At 71.9% G+C, this 16312-nt stretch carries 13 protein-coding genes; 11 read left to right on the top strand and 2 right to left on the bottom strand.

All coding sequences use genetic code 11. From position 1 onward, the window contains the following. Positions 1-108 precede the first annotated feature (108 nt). From AB0J71_RS03380 to AB0J71_RS03340, 9 genes are read left to right on the top strand one after another with little or no spacing between them, the layout of a single operon-like run. Complete coding sequence (locus AB0J71_RS03380) at positions 109-2055, top strand: beta-galactosidase (protein ID WP_352326110.1); 1947 nt, start codon at positions 109-111, stop codon at positions 2053-2055. Next, positions 2052-3383: an aminomethyl-transferring glycine dehydrogenase subunit GcvPA gene (gcvPA, locus tag AB0J71_RS03375; protein WP_352326111.1), complete on the top strand. Its 1332-nt coding sequence runs from the start codon at positions 2052-2054 to the stop codon at positions 3381-3383. Before AB0J71_RS03380 ends, gcvPA begins: the two co-directional genes overlap by 4 nt. Then, the gene (gene gcvPB / locus AB0J71_RS03370; protein WP_352326113.1) at positions 3380-4936 is read left to right on the top strand and encodes an aminomethyl-transferring glycine dehydrogenase subunit GcvPB; all 1557 of its coding nucleotides are present in this window, start codon (positions 3380-3382) and stop codon (positions 4934-4936) included. The genes gcvPA and gcvPB overlap by 4 nt, the downstream gene beginning before the upstream one ends. Before the next feature lie 3 nt (positions 4937-4939). Further along, positions 4940-6142 (top strand): NAD(+)/NADH kinase, encoded by a 1203-nt coding sequence (locus tag AB0J71_RS03365; protein WP_352326114.1) that lies wholly within the window; start codon positions 4940-4942, stop codon positions 6140-6142. Next, positions 6139-6894 (top strand): SDR family NAD(P)-dependent oxidoreductase, encoded by a 756-nt coding sequence (locus AB0J71_RS03360; protein WP_352326115.1) that lies wholly within the window; start codon positions 6139-6141, stop codon positions 6892-6894. The genes AB0J71_RS03365 and AB0J71_RS03360 overlap by 4 nt, the downstream gene beginning before the upstream one ends. A gap of 36 nt (positions 6895-6930) precedes the next feature. Continuing rightward, entirely contained in the window at positions 6931-8220 is a 1290-nt protein-coding gene (locus tag AB0J71_RS03355; RefSeq protein WP_352326116.1) for a sugar ABC transporter substrate-binding protein, read from the top strand. 3 nt (positions 8221-8223) lie between these two features. Next, positions 8224-9153, top strand: a complete 930-nt coding sequence (locus tag AB0J71_RS03350; RefSeq protein ID WP_364391629.1) for a sugar ABC transporter permease — start codon at positions 8224-8226, stop codon at positions 9151-9153. A 10-nt stretch (positions 9154-9163) separates the two neighbouring features. Further along, positions 9164-9985: a carbohydrate ABC transporter permease gene (locus AB0J71_RS03345; RefSeq protein ID WP_352325200.1), complete on the top strand. Its 822-nt coding sequence runs from the start codon at positions 9164-9166 to the stop codon at positions 9983-9985. After that, positions 9986-11524 carry a glycogen debranching protein gene (locus tag AB0J71_RS03340; protein WP_364412455.1) on the top strand — a complete coding sequence of 513 codons (1539 nt, stop codon included), beginning with the start codon at positions 9986-9988 and terminating at the stop codon, positions 11522-11524. A 9-nt stretch (positions 11525-11533) separates the two neighbouring features. Here AB0J71_RS03340 and AB0J71_RS03335 read toward each other — a convergent pair whose 3' ends face one another. Further along, on the bottom strand, positions 11534-12886 hold the full coding sequence (locus tag AB0J71_RS03335) for a serine hydrolase (RefSeq protein ID WP_364412452.1): 1353 nt from the start codon (positions 12884-12886) through the stop codon (positions 11534-11536). A 133-nt stretch (positions 12887-13019) separates the two neighbouring features. On the opposite strand from AB0J71_RS03335, the gene AB0J71_RS03330 reads away from it, so the two are divergent. Next, on the top strand, positions 13020-14750 hold the full coding sequence (locus AB0J71_RS03330; protein ID WP_364412449.1) for an ATP-binding protein: 1731 nt from the start codon (positions 13020-13022) through the stop codon (positions 14748-14750). Continuing rightward, positions 14743-15420: a response regulator transcription factor gene (locus AB0J71_RS03325; protein ID WP_352325195.1), complete on the top strand. Its 678-nt coding sequence runs from the start codon at positions 14743-14745 to the stop codon at positions 15418-15420. Before AB0J71_RS03330 ends, AB0J71_RS03325 begins: the two co-directional genes overlap by 8 nt. Before the next feature lie 41 nt (positions 15421-15461). Here AB0J71_RS03325 and AB0J71_RS03320 read toward each other — a convergent pair whose 3' ends face one another. Next, a complete protein-coding gene (locus AB0J71_RS03320) occupies positions 15462-16307 on the bottom strand; it encodes a fused MFS/spermidine synthase (RefSeq protein WP_352325194.1) in 846 nt (281 codons plus the stop codon). Positions 16308-16312 lie beyond the last annotated feature (5 nt).

Here is a 16312-nt window from a genome sequence, read left to right as displayed (position 1 = left end):
GACTCCCTCTCGTTCAGGACAACCGAATCTTAACCCTTGACGTGATGCAAAATACTGCACTATGAATTCGGCATACAAAATATTACATTGCATGATCGAGGAGTTCGAGTGGGGCTGACCCGGATACCGGGGCTGCTGTTCGGCGGGGACTACAACCCCGAGCAGTGGCCGGAGGAGGTGTGGGCCGAGGACGCGCGGCTCATGGCCGAGGCCGGGGTCAACATGGCGACCGTCGCGGTGTTCTCCTGGTCGCGCCTGGAGCCCGAGCGCGGGGTCTACGACTTCGGCTGGCTCGACCGGGTCATCGACCTGCTGCACGAGCACGGCATCGCCGCCGACCTGGCCACCGCGACCGCGACGCCGCCGCCGTGGCTGGTGCGCGAGCACCCCGAGATGATGCCGGTCAACGCCGACGGCGTGCGGCTGGAGTTCGGCTCCCGGCAGGGCTACTGCCCGAGCTCGCCGGTCTACCGCGAGCACGCCGTACGGATGGCCACCGCGATGGCCGAGCGCTACGGCGACCACCCGGCGCTGGCCATGTGGCACATCGGCAACGAGTACGCCGACCACACGCTGGAGTGCTTCTGCCCCGAGTCCGCCGCCCACTTCCGCCGCTGGCTGGAAGAGCGGTACACGACCGTCGGCGGCCTCAACGCCGCCTGGGGCACCTCCTGCTGGGGCCAGCACTACACGTCCTTCGGCCAGGTCGAGCCGCCCAGGACGGCCCCGGGCCCGGTCAACCCCGCCCAGCTGCTCGACTGGCGGCGGTTCTGCAGCGACGCCCTCCTGGAGCTGTTCCTGGCCGAGAAGGCCGCGCTGCGCGCGATCACGCCGGACGTGCCGGTCACCACGAACTTCATGAGCATCCTGCACGGCCTCGACTACTGGAAGTGGGCCGCGGCCGAGGACCTGGTGAGCGACGACGCCTACCCCGACCCGGCCGACCCGACCTCGCACGTGCAGGTGGCGCTCAGCTACGACCTCATGCGCTCGCTGCGGCAGAAGCCGTGGCTGCTGCTGGAGTCCGCGCCGTCCGCGGTGTCCTGGCGCGAGGTGAACGTCCCCAAGCCGCCCGGCATGATGCGCCTGCACAGCCTCCAGGCGCTCGCCCACGGCTCCGACGGCGTGATGTTCTTCCAGTGGCGGCAGGCCAAGTACGGCCCCGAGAAGTTCCACTCGGCGATGTTGCCGCACGGCGGGACGCGTACCCGCGGCTGGCGGGACACCCTGGCGCTCGGCGCCGACCTGCGGCGGTTGTCGGAGGTCGCGGGCAGTGAGACCCGCGCCCAGGTCGCGCTGGTGCTCGACTGGCCGAGCTGGTGGGCCCTGGAGGCGCCGGAGTCCATGCCGTCCAACCGGCTCAGGCTCAAGGAGCTGCTGCTGGCCTGGTACGCCCCGCTGCACGCCAGGGGCATCGCGGTCGACCTCGTGCCGCCCGGCCGGGACCTGTCGCCGTACGAGCTGGTCATCGCCCCGAACCTGTACATGTGCACCGCCGAGCAGGCCAAGGCGCTGGAGGCCTACCAGGGCAGGCTCGTCGTCGGCCCGTTCAGCGGCGTCGTGGACGAGAGCGACCAGGTGCACGAGGGCGGCGCGCCCGGCCCGCTGGCCGGCCTGCTCGGCATCGCCGTGGAGGAGTTCTGGCCGCTGGCCGACGGGGACGTCCAGCGCACCGGCCTGGGCGAGGCCCGCACCTGGGCCGAGTGGATCAGGCTGGAGGGCGCCGAGCCCGTCGCCCTGTTCGAGGGCGGCGACCTGGACGGCCTGCCCGCCGTCACCCGCAAGGGCACGGCCACCTACGTCGGCTGCCTGCTCGACGACGTGACGCCGGTGCTGGAGCCGCTGCTGGACGGCATCGACCGCATCGACGTGCCGCAGGGCGTGGAGGCCGTCAGGAGGGGCGGCCACCTGTTCCTCCTCAACCACACCACCGCCCCACAGCCGGTCACGCTCCCGCACCCGGGGACGGACCTGCTCACCGGGGCCGAACTGCGGGGCGGCATCGAGCTGGCCCCGCGCGACGCCGTCGTGCTCAGGATCGAAGGAGACAAGTGACGCACCCGTACATACCCAACGCCGAGCCGGGCGTACGAGCCGAGATGCTCGCGGCGGTCGGCGCGTCGAGCGTCGACGAGTTCTACGCCGACATCCCCGCCGAGCTGCGGCTCGACCGGCCCCTCGACCTGCCGGCGCCGTTCACCGCCGAGCGCGACCTGGTGCGCCACATGAAGGGGCTGTTCGCCCGGACCACCGACACCGAGGAGGCGCTCAGCTTCCTCGGCCACGGCTGCTACCCGCACCACGTGCCCGCCGTCTGCGACGAGGTCAACTCCAGGAGCGAGTTCCTGACCGCATACGCGGGCGAGCCGTACGAGGACCACGGCCGCTTCCAGGCCCTGTTCGAGTACGTCAGCATGATGGGCGAGCTCCTGGAGATGGACGTCGTCAACGTCCCCACCTACGACGGCTTCCAGGCCTCGGGCACCGCGCTGCGCATGGCCTGCCGCTACACCAAGCGGTCGAAGGTGCTGGTCACCGGGGCGATCGGCGCCGACAAACTGAGCAAGCTGCGTGACTTCCTGGCCCCCGACATCACCATCGAGCTGGCCCCGGTGGCCGAGGACGGGCAGATCGGCGAGGTCGCGCTCGACGACTCCTACGCCGCCCTGTACCTGGAGACCCCGAACGTCTACGGCGTCGTCGAGACCCGTGGCCGGGAGCTGGCCGACCACGCGCACGCCGCCGGCGCGCTGCTGGTCGTCAGCGCCGACCCCATCTCGCTGGGCGTGCTGGCCCCGCCCGCCTCCTACGGCGCCGACATCGTCTGCGGCGACATCCAGTCGCTCGGCATCCACCAGAACTACGGCGGCGGCCACGCCGGCTACATCGCCACCCAGGACCACGAGCCGCTGGTCGCCGAGTTCCCCTCGCGCCTGTTCGGCATCGCCCCGACGAAGGTCCCCGGCGAGTACGGCTTCGGCGACGTCTTCTACGACCGCACCTCCTTCGCCCTGCGCGAAGAGGGCAAGGAGTGGGTGGGCACGGCCGCGGCCCTGTGGGGCATCACGGCCGGGGTCTACCTCGCGCTCATGGGCCCGCAGGGCATGAAGGAGCTCGGCGAGACCGTCCTGGCCCGCACCCGGTACGCGATGGACGCCCTGGGCCGGTCGGTCACAGTCCGGCACGCCGGCTCGGTGCACTTCCGCGAGTTCGCGATCGAGGTGGCCGACTCCGCGTCGCTGCTCGCCGCGCTGCGCGAGCGCGGCATCTACGGCGGCGTCCCGCTGGACGACCGCACGGTGCTGGTCTGCGTGACCGAACGCCACACCATCGACGACATCGACCGGCTCGCGGCAGCCGTACAGGAGGTTGTGCAGGCATGAGCGGGCACGGAGCCGAGTCCTTCGCGGAGCTGCCGGTGGCGCCCAAGCCGCCGCTGCGCCGCTTCCACCAGGCACGCTGGGACGAGCCGATCATCTTCGAGCTGTCCAGCCCAGGCCGCCGCGGCATAGCCGTGCCCGAGCCGGGCGCGCCGAAGGTCGAGCTGCCCGAGGGCGTCGGGCGGGCCACCCCGCCGAAGCTGCCCGAGATGTCGCAGCCGCACGTGGTGCGGCACTACCTGCGGCTGTCGCAGGAGAACCTGGGCGTCGACCTCAACATCGACATCGGCCAGGGCACCTGCACGATGAAGTACAGCCCGAAGGTCAACGACCAGTTCGCCAACGCGATCGCCGAGCTGCACCCGCTGCAGCACGAGGACACCGTGCAGGGCGTGCTGGAGATCTACTGGCGGCTGGAGCGCATGCTGGCCGAGATCTCCGGCATGTCGCGGGTGTCCCTCCAGCCCGGCTCGGGCTCGGCGGCGATCTACGCCAACATCGCCATGATCAGGGCCTACCACGCCGCCCGCGGCGAGGGCCACCGGGACCAGGTCATCACCACGATGTTCTCGCACCCCTCGAACGCGGCCTGCGCCAAGGTCGCCGGGTACGAGGTCATCACCCTCATGCCGGACGCCAACGGCCTGCCCGACATCGAGGCGCTGCGCGCCGCCGTCGGCCCGCGCACGGCCGCCCTGATGATCACCAACCCCGAGGACACCGGCATCTACAACTCCCGGATCAAGGAGTTCGTGGACCTGGTGCACGAGGTCGGCGGCCTGGCCTGCTACGACCAGGCCAACGCCAACGGCATCCTCGGCATCACCAGGGCCCGCGACGCCGGGTTCGACCTGTGCCACTTCAACCTGCACAAGACGTTCTCCACGCCGCACGCCTGCGGCGGCCCGGCGGCCGGCGCCTGCGGCGTCTCGCCGGAGCTGGAGCCGTTCCTGCCCGGCCCGGTCGTCTCCTTCGACGGCGACTCCTACGGCCTGGAGACGCCCGCGCAGAGCGTCGGCAAGATCCGGCCGTTCCTCGGCGTCACCCCGAACATCGTGCGCGCCTACGCCTGGATCATGACCCTGGGCGCGAAGGGGCTGCGCGAGGTGGCCGAGACCGCGGCGCTGAACAACAACTACCTGATGCACAAGGTGCTGCAGATCCCCGGGGCCTCGGCGCCGTGGAACCAGCGCCGGATCGAGCAGGTCCGCTACTCCTGGCAGGAGCTGTCGGAGGAGACGGGGGTGCACTCGGAGGAGATCGGCGTGCGCGCCGCCGACTTCGGCGTCCACTACTGGACCAGCCACCACCCGTACCTGGTGCCGGAGCCGTTCACGCTGGAGCCGACGGAGTCGTACTCGCGGGAGGACCTGGACGAGTACGCGGCGATCCTGGAGCACGTCGCCTCGGAGGCGCGGCGGGATCCGGAGTTCGTCAAGGGAGCGCCGTACAACCAGACGATCCACAAGATCGACCCGACGCCGCTCGACGACCCCAAGCAGTGGGCGCCGACCTGGCGGGCGTACGTGCGCAAGCACCTGGCCGCGGGCGGCTGAGCCATGACGTCCGGAGGGAACGGCGTGATCGGGCTGGTCGTCAACCCGGTCGCCGGGCTGGGCGGGTCCGTGGGGCTCAAGGGCAGCGACGGCGCCGACGTGCAGCGCGCGGCCCTGGCCAAGGGCGCCGAGCCCAAGGCCGGGCGGCGGGCCGCGCAGGCCGTCGCCACGCTGCTGGCCCGCCGTCCCGGGGCCCGGCTGGTGACCGTGGCGGGGGCGATGGGCGAGGACAGCGCCCGCGCCGCCGCGGTCCCGTACGAGCTGGCGCCCTCCGGCGTCCAGGGCAACGACGTGAGCACGGCCACGACCACGGCCGCGGACACCCGGGCGGCCGTCGCCGCGCTCGCCGGCGTGGACCTGCTGCTGTTCGCCGGCGGCGACGGCACGGCCCGCGACGTGCTCGACGCCGTGCGGGAGCTGGGCGGCCAGGCGCCGCCGGTGCTCGGGATCCCGGCCGGGGTCAAGGTGTACTCGGGATGCTTCGCGCTCAGCCCGGCCACCGCCGGGTTCGTGGCCGCCGACTTCCTGGCCCGGCCGGACAGCGTCGAGGCCGAGGTGGTGGACCTGGACGAGGAGCGCTACCGCCGCGGGCTCGTCAGCCCCCGGCTCTACGGTAGCCTGCGCGTCCCGGCAGGTCGCGCGGCCCTGTCGGGACGCAAGGCGGGCTCCTCGGACGCGGTTCCGGCCACGGTCGAGGGCATCGCCCGGGAGGTCGCGGCCCGGCTGCGGCCGGGGGCGCGCTACGTGCTCGGTCCCGGCGCCACCACGGCGGCCGTGGGCAGGGAGCTCGGGCTCGCCACCACGCTGCTCGGCGTGGACGTGGTCGAGGCCCGCGCGGGCGGTGGCGCCGACCTGGTGGCCGCCGACGTGACCGAGGGGGAGCTGTTCGAGCTGGTACGCGGCAGGGAGACGGTCATCGTGCTGTCGGTGATCGGCGGCCAGGGCTTCGTGCTCGGCCGCGGCAACCAGCAGGTCTCGCCGCGGGTGCTCGACGAGGTGCTCGGCGGCGTCCCCGGTGACGGCGACCGGCTGGTCGTGCTGGCCACCCAGCAGAAGCTGGCCGGGCTCGGCGGACGGCCGCTGCTGGCCGACAGCGGGGACCAGGAACTGGACCGGAAGCTGTCCGGGCACGTACGGGTGATCACCGGATACCGCGAAAGCACGATTTATCGCATTTGTGCGGCAAGTGAGGAGTTCTACGGATGAACAGGCTCGATGGCAAGGTCGCGATCGTCACCGGCGGTGCCTCCGGCATCGGCCGGGCGACGGCGTTGCTCTTCGCCGAGGCGGGCGCCCAGGTCGTCGTCGCCGACATCGACGGCGCCGGGGCCGAGGCGACGGCCAAGGAGATCACGCGGACGGGTGCGGCCGCGGTGGCCGTCCAGGGGGACGTGTCCGCGGAGGAGGACTGCCGGCGCATCACCCGCACGGCCGTGGACACCTACGGCGGCCTGCACGTCCTGTTCAACAACGCGGGCATCATCCGCCGCACCACCGCGCTCGACCTCGACGCCGACGAGTGGGACCGGGTGATGGCGGTCAACGTGCGCTCGGTGTTCCTGATGTGCAAGCACGCCATCCCGCTCATGACCGAGGGCGGCTCGATCGTCAACACGGGCTCCGGCTGGGGCCTCAAGGGCGGTGGGAACGCGATCTCCTACTGCGCCTCCAAGGCGGCCGTCGTCAACATGACCAGGGCGCTGGCGATCGACCACGCCAAGGCCGGGATCCGGGTGAACTCCGTCAACCCCGGCGACACGAACACCCCGATGCTGCGGGACGAGGCCCGTCAGCTCAACGAGGACTGGGCCGCCTTCGAGGCCGACGCCGCCGACCGGCCGATGGGCCGCTCGGGCAGCCCCGAGGAGATCGCCCAGGCCGTCCTCTTCCTGGCGAGCGACGCCGCCAGTTACGTCACCGGTTCCGCTCTCGTCGTCGACGGCGGCGGGCTCGCGTAGCCCCCAACAGCACCACCCCCCCCGAAGGAGCCCATCATGAAGCGTGCGCTGGCCGTACTGGGTCTGCTCGCCACCGCCGCCACCGCCTGCAGCGGCGGTGGAGGGAACGTTCCAGGCGTGAGCGGGAACGCCGCCGCAGGGCAGGTCACCATCCGCTGGTCCACGTGGGGATCGGCGGAGGACGTCAAGCTCTACGAGTCCTTCACCAAGGACTTCGAGCAGCGTCACCCCAACATCAAGCTCAAGCTGGAGTCCGTCGCCAAGTACGAGGACTACCACCCCAAACTGCTCGCCCAGCTCACCAGCGGCACGGCCCCCGACGTGTTCTTCGTGGGCGACGACAACATCGGCAAGTTCGTCTCCGCCGGTGTCGTCTCGCCGCTCAACGACCAGCTCGCGGGCCCGGACTCCAAGAGCAAGCCCGAGGACTTCTTCGAGGGCGTGTACGGCGGCGCCAAGAAGGACGGCAAGATCTACGGCGTCCCGAACGACACCAACCCCGAGGTCCTCTGGTACGACAAGAAGGCCCTGAAGGCCGCCGGCATCACCGAGGACCCGGCCGCCCTCAACGCCTCCAAGCAGTGGACCATGGCCAAGTACCTGGACATGAACGCCAAGCTCAAGGCCGCGGGCCTGGGCGGGTCCGTCTACTGGAACTGGTACGGATCCACGTACTCGGTCATCTCCGGCTTCGGCGGCAAGGTCTGGGACGGCGGCAAGTTCGTCGCCACGACCGACCCCAAGTCCCGCAAGGCGCTGGAGACCCTGGCCAAGGGCTACCAGGACAAGACGTTCCTGAGCGCGGACCTGCAGCCCGCGAGCAACAGCGGGAACACCCAGCTCATCAAGCACAAGGTCGGCTTCTACGCCGGCGGCCGCTGGGTGATCGACATCGTCAAGAAGGGCGGTGAGCTGGACAACTACGACATCGTCCCGTTCCCGTCCGAGACCGGCGAGCCGATGCCCGGCGCCGTGGCGGCCTCCTACCTGTCGCTCAACAAGGGCACCAAGCAGCCCAAGGAGGCCTTCACCTTCCTGACGGAGTTCGTCAGCAAGGAGGGCCAGCTCCTGCGGCTCAAGGACGGCGGCGCGGTGCCCTCGATCAAGGGCGCCGAGCAGGTCGTGCTGGCCGGCAACTACCCCGCGCACGCCCAGACCTTCCTCGACGTGCGGGACACCGGCTTCGCGAACTACCCCGAAGAGGTCGCGGTGCCCGGCCTGACCGCCTCGATCAACGAGCACCTGATGAAGGTCTGGCAGGGCAAGCTCGGCTTCGAGCAGGGCATGACCGAGCTGCAGACCCTCGTCGACGGCAAGCTGGGCTAGCGGATGGCCGTGCTCGCCGGGCCGCGCGGCAAGACCGCCGCGCGGCCCGCCAAGAAGCTGCGCGACCGCGACGGCTGGTGGGCCGCGATCTTCCTCGCGCCGCAGGTCGGCGCGCTGGTGGTGTTCCTGGTGATCCCGCTCGGGTTCGCCGTGGTGCTGGCCTTCATGAACTGGGACGGGCTCGGCGAGAAGTCGTGGGCCGGGCTGTCCAACTTCGCCGCCCAGCTCACCGACCCGCTGTTCGGCCGCGCGGTGTGGAACACGGTCAAGCTGGCGCTGCTGACCGTGCCGTTCGGGCTGGCCCTGGCGGTGCTGATCGCGGTGGCCCTGAACAGCATCAAGGGCAGCAACGTCTACCGGGTCGTGTACTTCATGCCGGTCGTCACCAGTTCGGTGGCCGTCGCCCTGATGTGGCAGGTCATCCTGGCCGGCGACGAGAACGGCGTGCTGAACACCTCGTTGCAGCGCTGGTTCGGCGTCAGCGGCCCCGACTGGCTGCTCGACCCGGGCTGGGTCATCGTGGCGATCGCCGTGGTGACGATCTGGTCCTCGCTCGGCCTCAACGTGGTGATCTTCATGGCCGGGCTGCAGACCATCCCGCCGCAGGTCGTCGAGGCCGCCCGGATCGACGGCGCGAGCTCCTTCCGGATCTTCCGGTCGGTCACGCTGCCGCTGCTGTCACCCACGATCTTCTTCTCCACCGTGGTCGCGGTGATCAGCTCGTTCCAGGCGTTCGACCAGATCTACGTGCTGGTGGACCCGAAGGACAACGAGGGCGCGCGCACGATCGTGTACCACATCTTCGATCTCGGCTTCAAGAAGTTCGAGTTCGGGCCGAGCAGCGCGGCCGCCCTGATCCTGCTGGTGCTGACGCTGCTCGTGACGCTGGTCCAGTTCGCCGCGCAGAAGCGCTTCGTCCACTACGACTCGTGAGGCGGTACGCATGAGATCACGGCAGATCGGACTGCACGCCGCGCTCACGGTCGGCGGGCTGCTGATGTTGTTCCCGTTCGTGTGGATGTTGTTCACCTCCGCCAAGGGCGTGCGGCAGATGATCAACGACCCGACCGCCTGGCTGCCCGACCCCTGGACCTGGCAGAACTATCCCGACGCGCTGTCGACCATGCCGTTCGGGCTGGCCTACTGGAACAGCTTCTACATCGCCGCGCTCAACGTGGTGCTCACCCTGCTCACCTCGGCCATGGCCGCCTACGCCTTCGCCCGGATCAGGTTCAGGGGCTCGGGCGTGCTGTTCGTGCTGTTCCTGGCCACGCAGATGGTGCCGTCGCAGGTGACGATCGTGCCGCTCTACCTGATGCTGGCCAAGTTCGGCTGGATCGACTCGCACCTGTCGCTGATCGTCCCGTCGCTGGCGAACCCGTTCGCGGTGTTCCTGCTGCGCCAGTTCATCAGGGCGGTGCCGATCGAGCTGGAGGAGGCGGCCAGGATCGACGGCGCGGGCCGGTGGCGGTGCTTCTGGAGCATCGTCCTGCCCAACATCCGGCCCGGTCTCGGCGCGCTCGGCATCATCGTGTTCCTGGCGTCCTGGAACTCGTTCCTGTTCCCGCTGATCTTCCTGAACACGCCGGAGCTGGCCACCGTCCCGCTGCTGCTCAGCCAGTTCGCCCAGCAGCACGGCGCGACCGACTACGGGCAGATCCTGGCGGCCTCGGCGATCGCCGTGGTGCCGACGCTGATCGCGTTCCTGATCGGGCAGCGGAAGATCATCAACTCGATGGCCGCCTCCGGCCTGGGAGGAAAGTAAGTGCTGGACCTGCGCGAACGTCCCTTCACCGAGCGCGGCTCGCGGCTGCTCGTCATGGCGGCCGACGACGGCTCGCTGCGCGTCGCCGAGGCGCTCTACGAGACCCGGCTCGACGACACGACCGTCCGCGCCGGGCTGCGGTTCTACGCCGGTTCCCGGGAACTGCGCGTACGCCGGGCCCTGCCCCACCGGGTGGAGTTCGACGGTGACGTGACCCTGGCCTTCGCCGACCCCGACACCCTCGTCGCGGTCGGCGAGGGCGCCAGGGCCGTCTGGGACGGCGGCGAGGCCGCCGTGGACGGCTGCCTCACCCTGGCCGGCGAGCGGACCGTCACCGACGGCGCGAAGGTGCTGGCCGAGGCCGCCGAACGCTGGGCCGCCTGGTTCGCCCGGATGCCCGCCGTCCCCGGCGAGCTGCGCGAACGCGCCGAGCAGGCCTGGTGGACGCTGGCCGTCAACCTGGTGCGCATCCAGGGCAGGGAATCCCTCATCCCCTCCAAGTACGGCTACGTCGGCCTGTGGAACTGGGACTCCTACTTCCACGCCATCGCCCTGCGGCACGCCGACCCCGCCCTGGCCAGGGAGCAGATCCGCATCCTGCTCGACAACCAGCGCCCCGACGGCCTGATCCCGGACGTCGTGCACGATCACGGCGTGCTCGCCGAGACCACCGACCTGCCCCGCTCCGACCTGGCCCGGCTGGCCCAGCACGTCGGCGGCGAGCCGATCCGGCACGTCGTGCCCGTCACCAAGCCGCCGCTGACCGCCTGGGCGGTGTGGAAGATCCACGAGGTGGACCCGGACCCGGGCTTCCTGGCCGAGGTCTACGAGCCGCTGGTCAGGTCGCAGCAGTGGTGGTTCGCCCACTCCGACCCGGACGGCGACGGCCTGGCCGAATACCTGCACCCGTACTCCTCGGGCCTGGACGACAGCCCCATCTGGGACGGCGGCCCGCGCGCCGAGCCCCCGGACCTCAACTCCTACCTGGCCCTCCAGTACGACCGCCTCGGCGACATCGCCGCCGCGCTCGGCAAGGACGCCGGCGAGTGGCGGGCCAGGGCCCAGGCGCTGGTGGACCGCATGGTCGAACGCCGCTGGAACGGCCGCCGCTTCGTCACCAAGGTCGCCGGCGCGGCCGACGCCGACGTGCGCACGCCGCTCGACCTCATGCCGCTGCTCACCGGCCGCCTCCCGGCCGGGATCGCCGACCGGCTGGTCCAGGACCTGACCTCGCCCGCCTTCTGGGGCGAGCGGCCGGTCCCGACGGTGGCCTTCGACGACCCGCGCTTCGACCCCGACGCCATGTGGCGCGGCCCGGTCTGGCTGAACGTCAACTACCTGCTGATCGACGGCCTGCGCCGCTCGGGCCACCCGGACGTCGCCGCCGAGCTCGCCGCCCGCACCCTGGCCATGGTGCGCGACGGCGGCGGCCTGTACGAGTACTGGAACCCCCTCACGGGACGGCGGGCGGGCCGCGCCACGACCGGCTTCGGCTGGTCCTCGGCCCTGTTCGTCGACCTCGCCCACGCCGCCCTCTGAGAGCGCCCGCTACGAGGACTTGACCAGCCCGAACGCCCCCCGCGTCAGCACCAGCAGCTCCTGGGCCACCGGGCCCTGCTGGAAGGGGGCGTCCGGGTTCACGGCCGTCGTGGACACCACGTACGTCCGGCCGGCGGCCGTACGGGCGAGGAAGCTCATGGCCAGCAGGCCAGGCTCCGAGCCGCCCTTGTGCCACACGACGGGCCACTGGTTCCTGTCCAGCCGCAGCCCCGCGTCGGTGATCGACAACACCTCGCCGACGCGGGGGTCCTTCAGCCGGGCCAGGCCGCTGTAGGCGCGGCAGACCTGGGCGGGCGTGGCGAACCACTCCAGCCGGTCCAGCTCGCGCGGCTCGGCCCACGGCCGCACCTTCGACAGCGGCACCTTGTCCACGACCCCGGCCAGGTAGCCGCGACGCGCCGACGTGCCGAGCGACAGGTACCGCTTGGCGTGCCGGGGGTAGTCGGCGCCCTTGAGCACGAACAGCTCCCGGGTCGTCAGGAACGGCACGTTGCGCCGGTCGCCGCCCCACGAGCGCACGACCCGCTCGACCGCCTTGCGACCGGCCTGGTGGATCAGCAGGTCGGTGGCGGTGTTGTCGCTGATGGAGATCATCAGCCGGGCCGCCTCCAGCACCGTCACCTTGCTGTTGTCCGGGCGGTCCTGGAGCTCGCCGCTCGGCAGGCTCTTCAGCTCAGGTTTGATCGTCAGCTCGGTGTCCCAGCCGAACGCGCCGCTCCTGATGCGCTCGGCCACCGCGCCCAGCACGTACAGCTTGAACATCGAGCCGAGCGGGAAGGTCTTCTCGCCGGCCACCGCGTGGACCGGGCGGCAGCGGCCGTCGCCGGTCAGCTCGGCGGCCAGGAAGCCGGCCCGCGGCGCGGCCTGGCGCAGCCGCTGGTCCAGCTCCGACCAACTGGCCGGCGCGACGCCGGTGAACTCGATGTAGTCGACCTTCCCGGCGCCGTCCACCCCGAGCGCGAGGGTGAACGCCTTGCCGGCCGCCGTGACGGTCGCCGACAACGACCGTTCCTGGGCCTGGTCCAGCCGGTCCAGCCGCATGTCCTCGAACCCGGCCAGCGCCTGGTTGAGCTGCGCCGGAGGGATCTGGGCGAGGAAGCCCGGCGCGAAGTGCCCGGCCAGCTCGGCCTCGCCGACCGGCAGCCGGGTGACCGCCTCCAGCAGCCAGCGGAGCTGCCGGCCGACGGGGGTGTCGGGGATCTCGGCCGCGGCGCTCGCCGTCGGGGAGGCAGCGGGGGAAGCCGTGACGGTGGCCAGGGCGGGCACGGGCTGCGTCGCGCAGGCCGTGACCGCCGCGGCCATGACGGCCGTGGCCAGTGCGGGGAACCTGTAGTGAGACATGTGCCCAGCCAACAGCCGCGGGCGGGCCCGCGCCCACCATACGGGCCGCCGTTCCGGCAGGTGGGGCTGTCCGTACGGAATGTGCGGTTAACCTCATAGACGCCCTTTCGGTTCCCCTTGACGATGGTGGTCCATGAGTTCCAGGCTGCTCGCCGGGTCGCTGGCGACCATCGGGTCCGGGAGCGTCCTGGCCGGCGCGCTGCTGGAGTCCGGGCTGCCCGTGCCGCCCCAGGAGTGGGCCTTCGCCGTCCTCGGCGTCGTGCTGCCCGGGCTGGGCTGGCTGCTCACCGTCCGCCGCCCCGACCTGCGGTACGGCTGGCTGTTCCTGGCCGCCGGAGCGTGCCTCGGCCTCGGCGCGCTCGGCACGGGCGTGGCGATCAGGTTCCACCACACCGGGCCGGTCGTCGTCTGGCTGTCCGCGCTCTTCGCCGTCTTCTACGGCCTGACCTGGGTCTTCGTCCCGCTGCTCTTCCCCGACGGCCGCCTGCCGTCCCGCCGCTGGCGGCCCGTGGCGTGGGTCGGCGGGATCGCGATCGCCATGCACACGGTGGGGCTCGGGCTGTTCGGCGGGAACCCGGCCCGGCCGCGCGAGCTGACGGCCGGATCGATCTGGGCGGCCGCGGCCGGCGGGCTGGGCCAGTTCCTCGTCTTCCTGACGGCCGTCGTCGTCCTCGCCGGGCTCGTGGTCCGCTGGTGGCGCAGCCAGCCGCCCGAGCGCGGTCAGTACGCCTGGATGGTCGCCGGCACCGCCGTCCAGCTCTTCGCGGGCGTGCTGCTGCTGTTCCTGATGGACGCGCAATTGTGGGGCGCCGCGCTGGTCGGCCTGCTCGCGGTGATGACGGCGCTGCCGGTCGCCGTCCTGGTGGGGATCGTGCGGCACCGGCTGCTCGACATCCGGTTCGGGCTGCGGGGCTCCCGCCTGCACCTGATCTTCGACCTGCGGCCCACCGTGGACGAGGTGCTGTCCGGCCTCGGCACCGCGCTGGCGGCCACGCCCGAGCCGGTCGAGCAGCTCGGCAGGCTCGCCGCCGCCGTCCGCGACGGGCTGGAGGCCAGGTGGGCGGCCGTGACGCTGGCCGACGGCACCCGGGTGGCCGCGGGCGAGGAGGAAGGCGGGACGGCGCTGTCCGTGCCGGTGCGCGGCGGCCTCGGCCGCATCGAGCTCGGCCCGCGCCGAGCCGGCCGGTACGACCGGGAGGACCGGCGCTTCCTGGAGGCCCTGGCCGTGCCCGCCGGGCTGGCCGTCCAGAGCGCCGGGCTGGTCGCCCGCCTGGTCAACGCCCAGGAGGCCGAGCGGCGGCGGATCGAGCGCAACATCCACGACGGCGTGCAGCAGCAGCTCGTCGCGCTCATCGCCGGGCTGGAGCTGGCCCGCGTCACCGGCGCCGGCCCCGACGCGCTGGCCCGCCTGCGCGAGCAGGCCCGCCAGACGCTCGCCGACCTGCGCGAGCTGGCCGCCGGCATCCACCCGTCGGCCCTCAGCCAGGGCGGCCTGGTGGAGGCCGTCGAGGAACGCTGCTCCGGGCTGCCCGTGCCCACGACCGTCACCGCCGACCCCGGGCTGCGGGCCCGGCGGTTCGCCGACGAGGTCGAGGGCGCGATGTACTTCACCGTCAGCGAGGCCGTCGCCAACGCGCTCAAGCACGCCGCCGCCGTCCGGATCGAGGTACGACTGACCCTGGCGGCGGGCCGCGTACGGGCCACCGTGGCCGACGACGGCAGGGGCTTCGACCCGGCCACCGCCGCCCGCCGCGGCCTGGCCACGCTCGCCGACCGCCTGGACGCGCTGGGCGGCGGCATGGAACTCGACAGCGAGCCCGGAAAGGGGACACGCATGCACGCCTGGGTGCCGGCCGATGCCTGAGCCCGTCCGCACGGTCGTCGCCGACGACCACTACCTGGTGCGCGAGGGCACCCGGCAGCTGCTGGAACTGTCCGGCGAGGTGACCGTCGTCGGCGCGGTCGGCGACGCCGACGAGCTGCTGGACGCCGTGCGCAGGCTGGAGCCGCAGGTCGTCGTCACCGACATCCGCATGCCCGGCGGCGAGTGGCGGCCGGGCTTCGAGGGCATCGACGCGGCCCACCGCATCAGGGCCGGCCACCCCGGCACCGGCGTGGTGGTGCTGTCGCAGTTCTCCGACGCCCTGTTCGCCTTCGAGCTGTTCAAGCACGGGACGGCCGGGTTCGCCTACCTGCTGAAGGACCGCGTGGGCGACCTCGACGAGCTGCTCGGCGCGATCCGGGCGGTCGCCGCGGGCGGCTCGGTCATCGACCCCAAGGTGGTCGAGGGCCTGCTGGCCAGGCGCGAGGTCCGCGGGCAGGGGGAGTCGCTGACCCCGAGGGAGCGGGACGTGCTGCGCGAGATGGCCCACGGCCGCTCCAACGCCGGCATCGCCCGCGCCCTGCACCTGTCGATCTCCTCGGTGGAGAAGAACGTGAACGCCATCTTCACCAAGCTGGGGCTGGAGAACAGCGGCGACGTGCACCGGAGGGTGGCCGCCGTGCTGGCCTACCTGGGGCCGTCCGGCCGCTGACCCCGCCGTCCGGGCGCTGACCCCGCCGTCCGGGCGCCGGCTCAGCCGAAGACGGCCGGGGGCGGGACCGGGGCGAGCACGGCGTCGCCGTCCTTGATGGGGTAGGCGCCGCCGATGAAGTTCTGCAGCGTCTCCCCGTGCACGCAGCGCGCCTGGGTGAGGCCGCCGGCCGCGCGCCGGGACAGCAGGTCGAGCGGCAGTTCCGTGCGCGAGGCCGCGACGATCAGGTTGCCGAACCGGCGGCCCCGCATGATCCCCGGCTCGGCCAGCAGCGCCACGTGCCGGAACGCGTCGCACACCGTGGCCAGCAGCCGCTTGGCGAACGCCAGGCCCTTGCCGTCGGCCATGTTGATCAGCAGCGTGCCGTCGGGGCGCAGCACGCGGGCCAGGTCGCCCATGTACTCGGCGGTGGCCAGCTCCACCGGCATCGTGGCGCCGGTGAACGCGTCGAGCACGACCAGGTCGGCCGAGTCGTCCCACACCTTGGCCGTGCCCTCGCGGCCGCCGGCCACGATGACCTTCAGCCGGGGGACCGAGCGCAGGTCGAGCTGCTCGCGGACCAGGTTGACCAGCAGGCCGTCGGGCTCGATCACGATGTGCCGGGAGCCGGGGCGGGTGGCCGCGACGTACCGCGGGATCGTGCACGCGCCGCCCCCGATGTGGACGCAGCTCAGCGGCCCCTCCGGCAGGAGGTCGATGACGTCGGCCATGAGCCTGACGTACTCGAAATCCAGAAATGTCGGGTCTTGTAGGTCAACGTACGACTGAGGTACGCCATCCTTGGACAGCACCCAGCCGTCCTGCCTGTCCAGGTCCCGGAGAAGCTCGACCTCGCCGAACGTCACCGGATAACGGCCAGGCATCGGTTCCCGCTGTCCACGTGCCACGCTGA

The sequence above is a fragment of the Nonomuraea sp. NPDC049637 genome, assembly GCF_040675235.1.
Classification (GTDB): domain Bacteria; phylum Actinomycetota; class Actinomycetes; order Streptosporangiales; family Streptosporangiaceae; genus Nonomuraea.
Note: the sequence above shows the minus strand (reverse complement) of the source record. Positions and strands in the feature narration are given on the sequence as shown.

What these genes read in the sequence shown, in the direction of transcription:
- AB0J71_RS03350 (WP_364391629.1), top strand. Translation starts at nt 8,224, where the DNA reads ATGGCCGTGCTCGCCGGGCCGCGCGGCAAGACCGCCGCGCGGCCCGCC.
- AB0J71_RS03360 (WP_352326115.1), top strand. Translation starts at nt 6,139, where the DNA reads ATGAACAGGCTCGATGGCAAGGTCGCGATCGTCACCGGCGGTGCCTCC.
- AB0J71_RS03325 (WP_352325195.1), top strand. Translation starts at nt 14,743, where the DNA reads ATGCCTGAGCCCGTCCGCACGGTCGTCGCCGACGACCACTACCTGGTG.
- AB0J71_RS03335 (WP_364412452.1), bottom strand. Translation starts at nt 12,886, where the DNA reads ATGTCTCACTACAGGTTCCCCGCACTGGCCACGGCCGTCATGGCCGCG.
- AB0J71_RS03355 (WP_352326116.1), top strand. Translation starts at nt 6,931, where the DNA reads ATGAAGCGTGCGCTGGCCGTACTGGGTCTGCTCGCCACCGCCGCCACC.
- AB0J71_RS03330 (WP_364412449.1), top strand. Translation starts at nt 13,020, where the DNA reads ATGAGTTCCAGGCTGCTCGCCGGGTCGCTGGCGACCATCGGGTCCGGG.
- AB0J71_RS03365 (WP_352326114.1), top strand. Translation starts at nt 4,940, where the DNA reads ATGACGTCCGGAGGGAACGGCGTGATCGGGCTGGTCGTCAACCCGGTC.
- gcvPB (WP_352326113.1), top strand. Translation starts at nt 3,380, where the DNA reads ATGAGCGGGCACGGAGCCGAGTCCTTCGCGGAGCTGCCGGTGGCGCCC.
- AB0J71_RS03345 (WP_352325200.1), top strand. Translation starts at nt 9,164, where the DNA reads ATGAGATCACGGCAGATCGGACTGCACGCCGCGCTCACGGTCGGCGGG.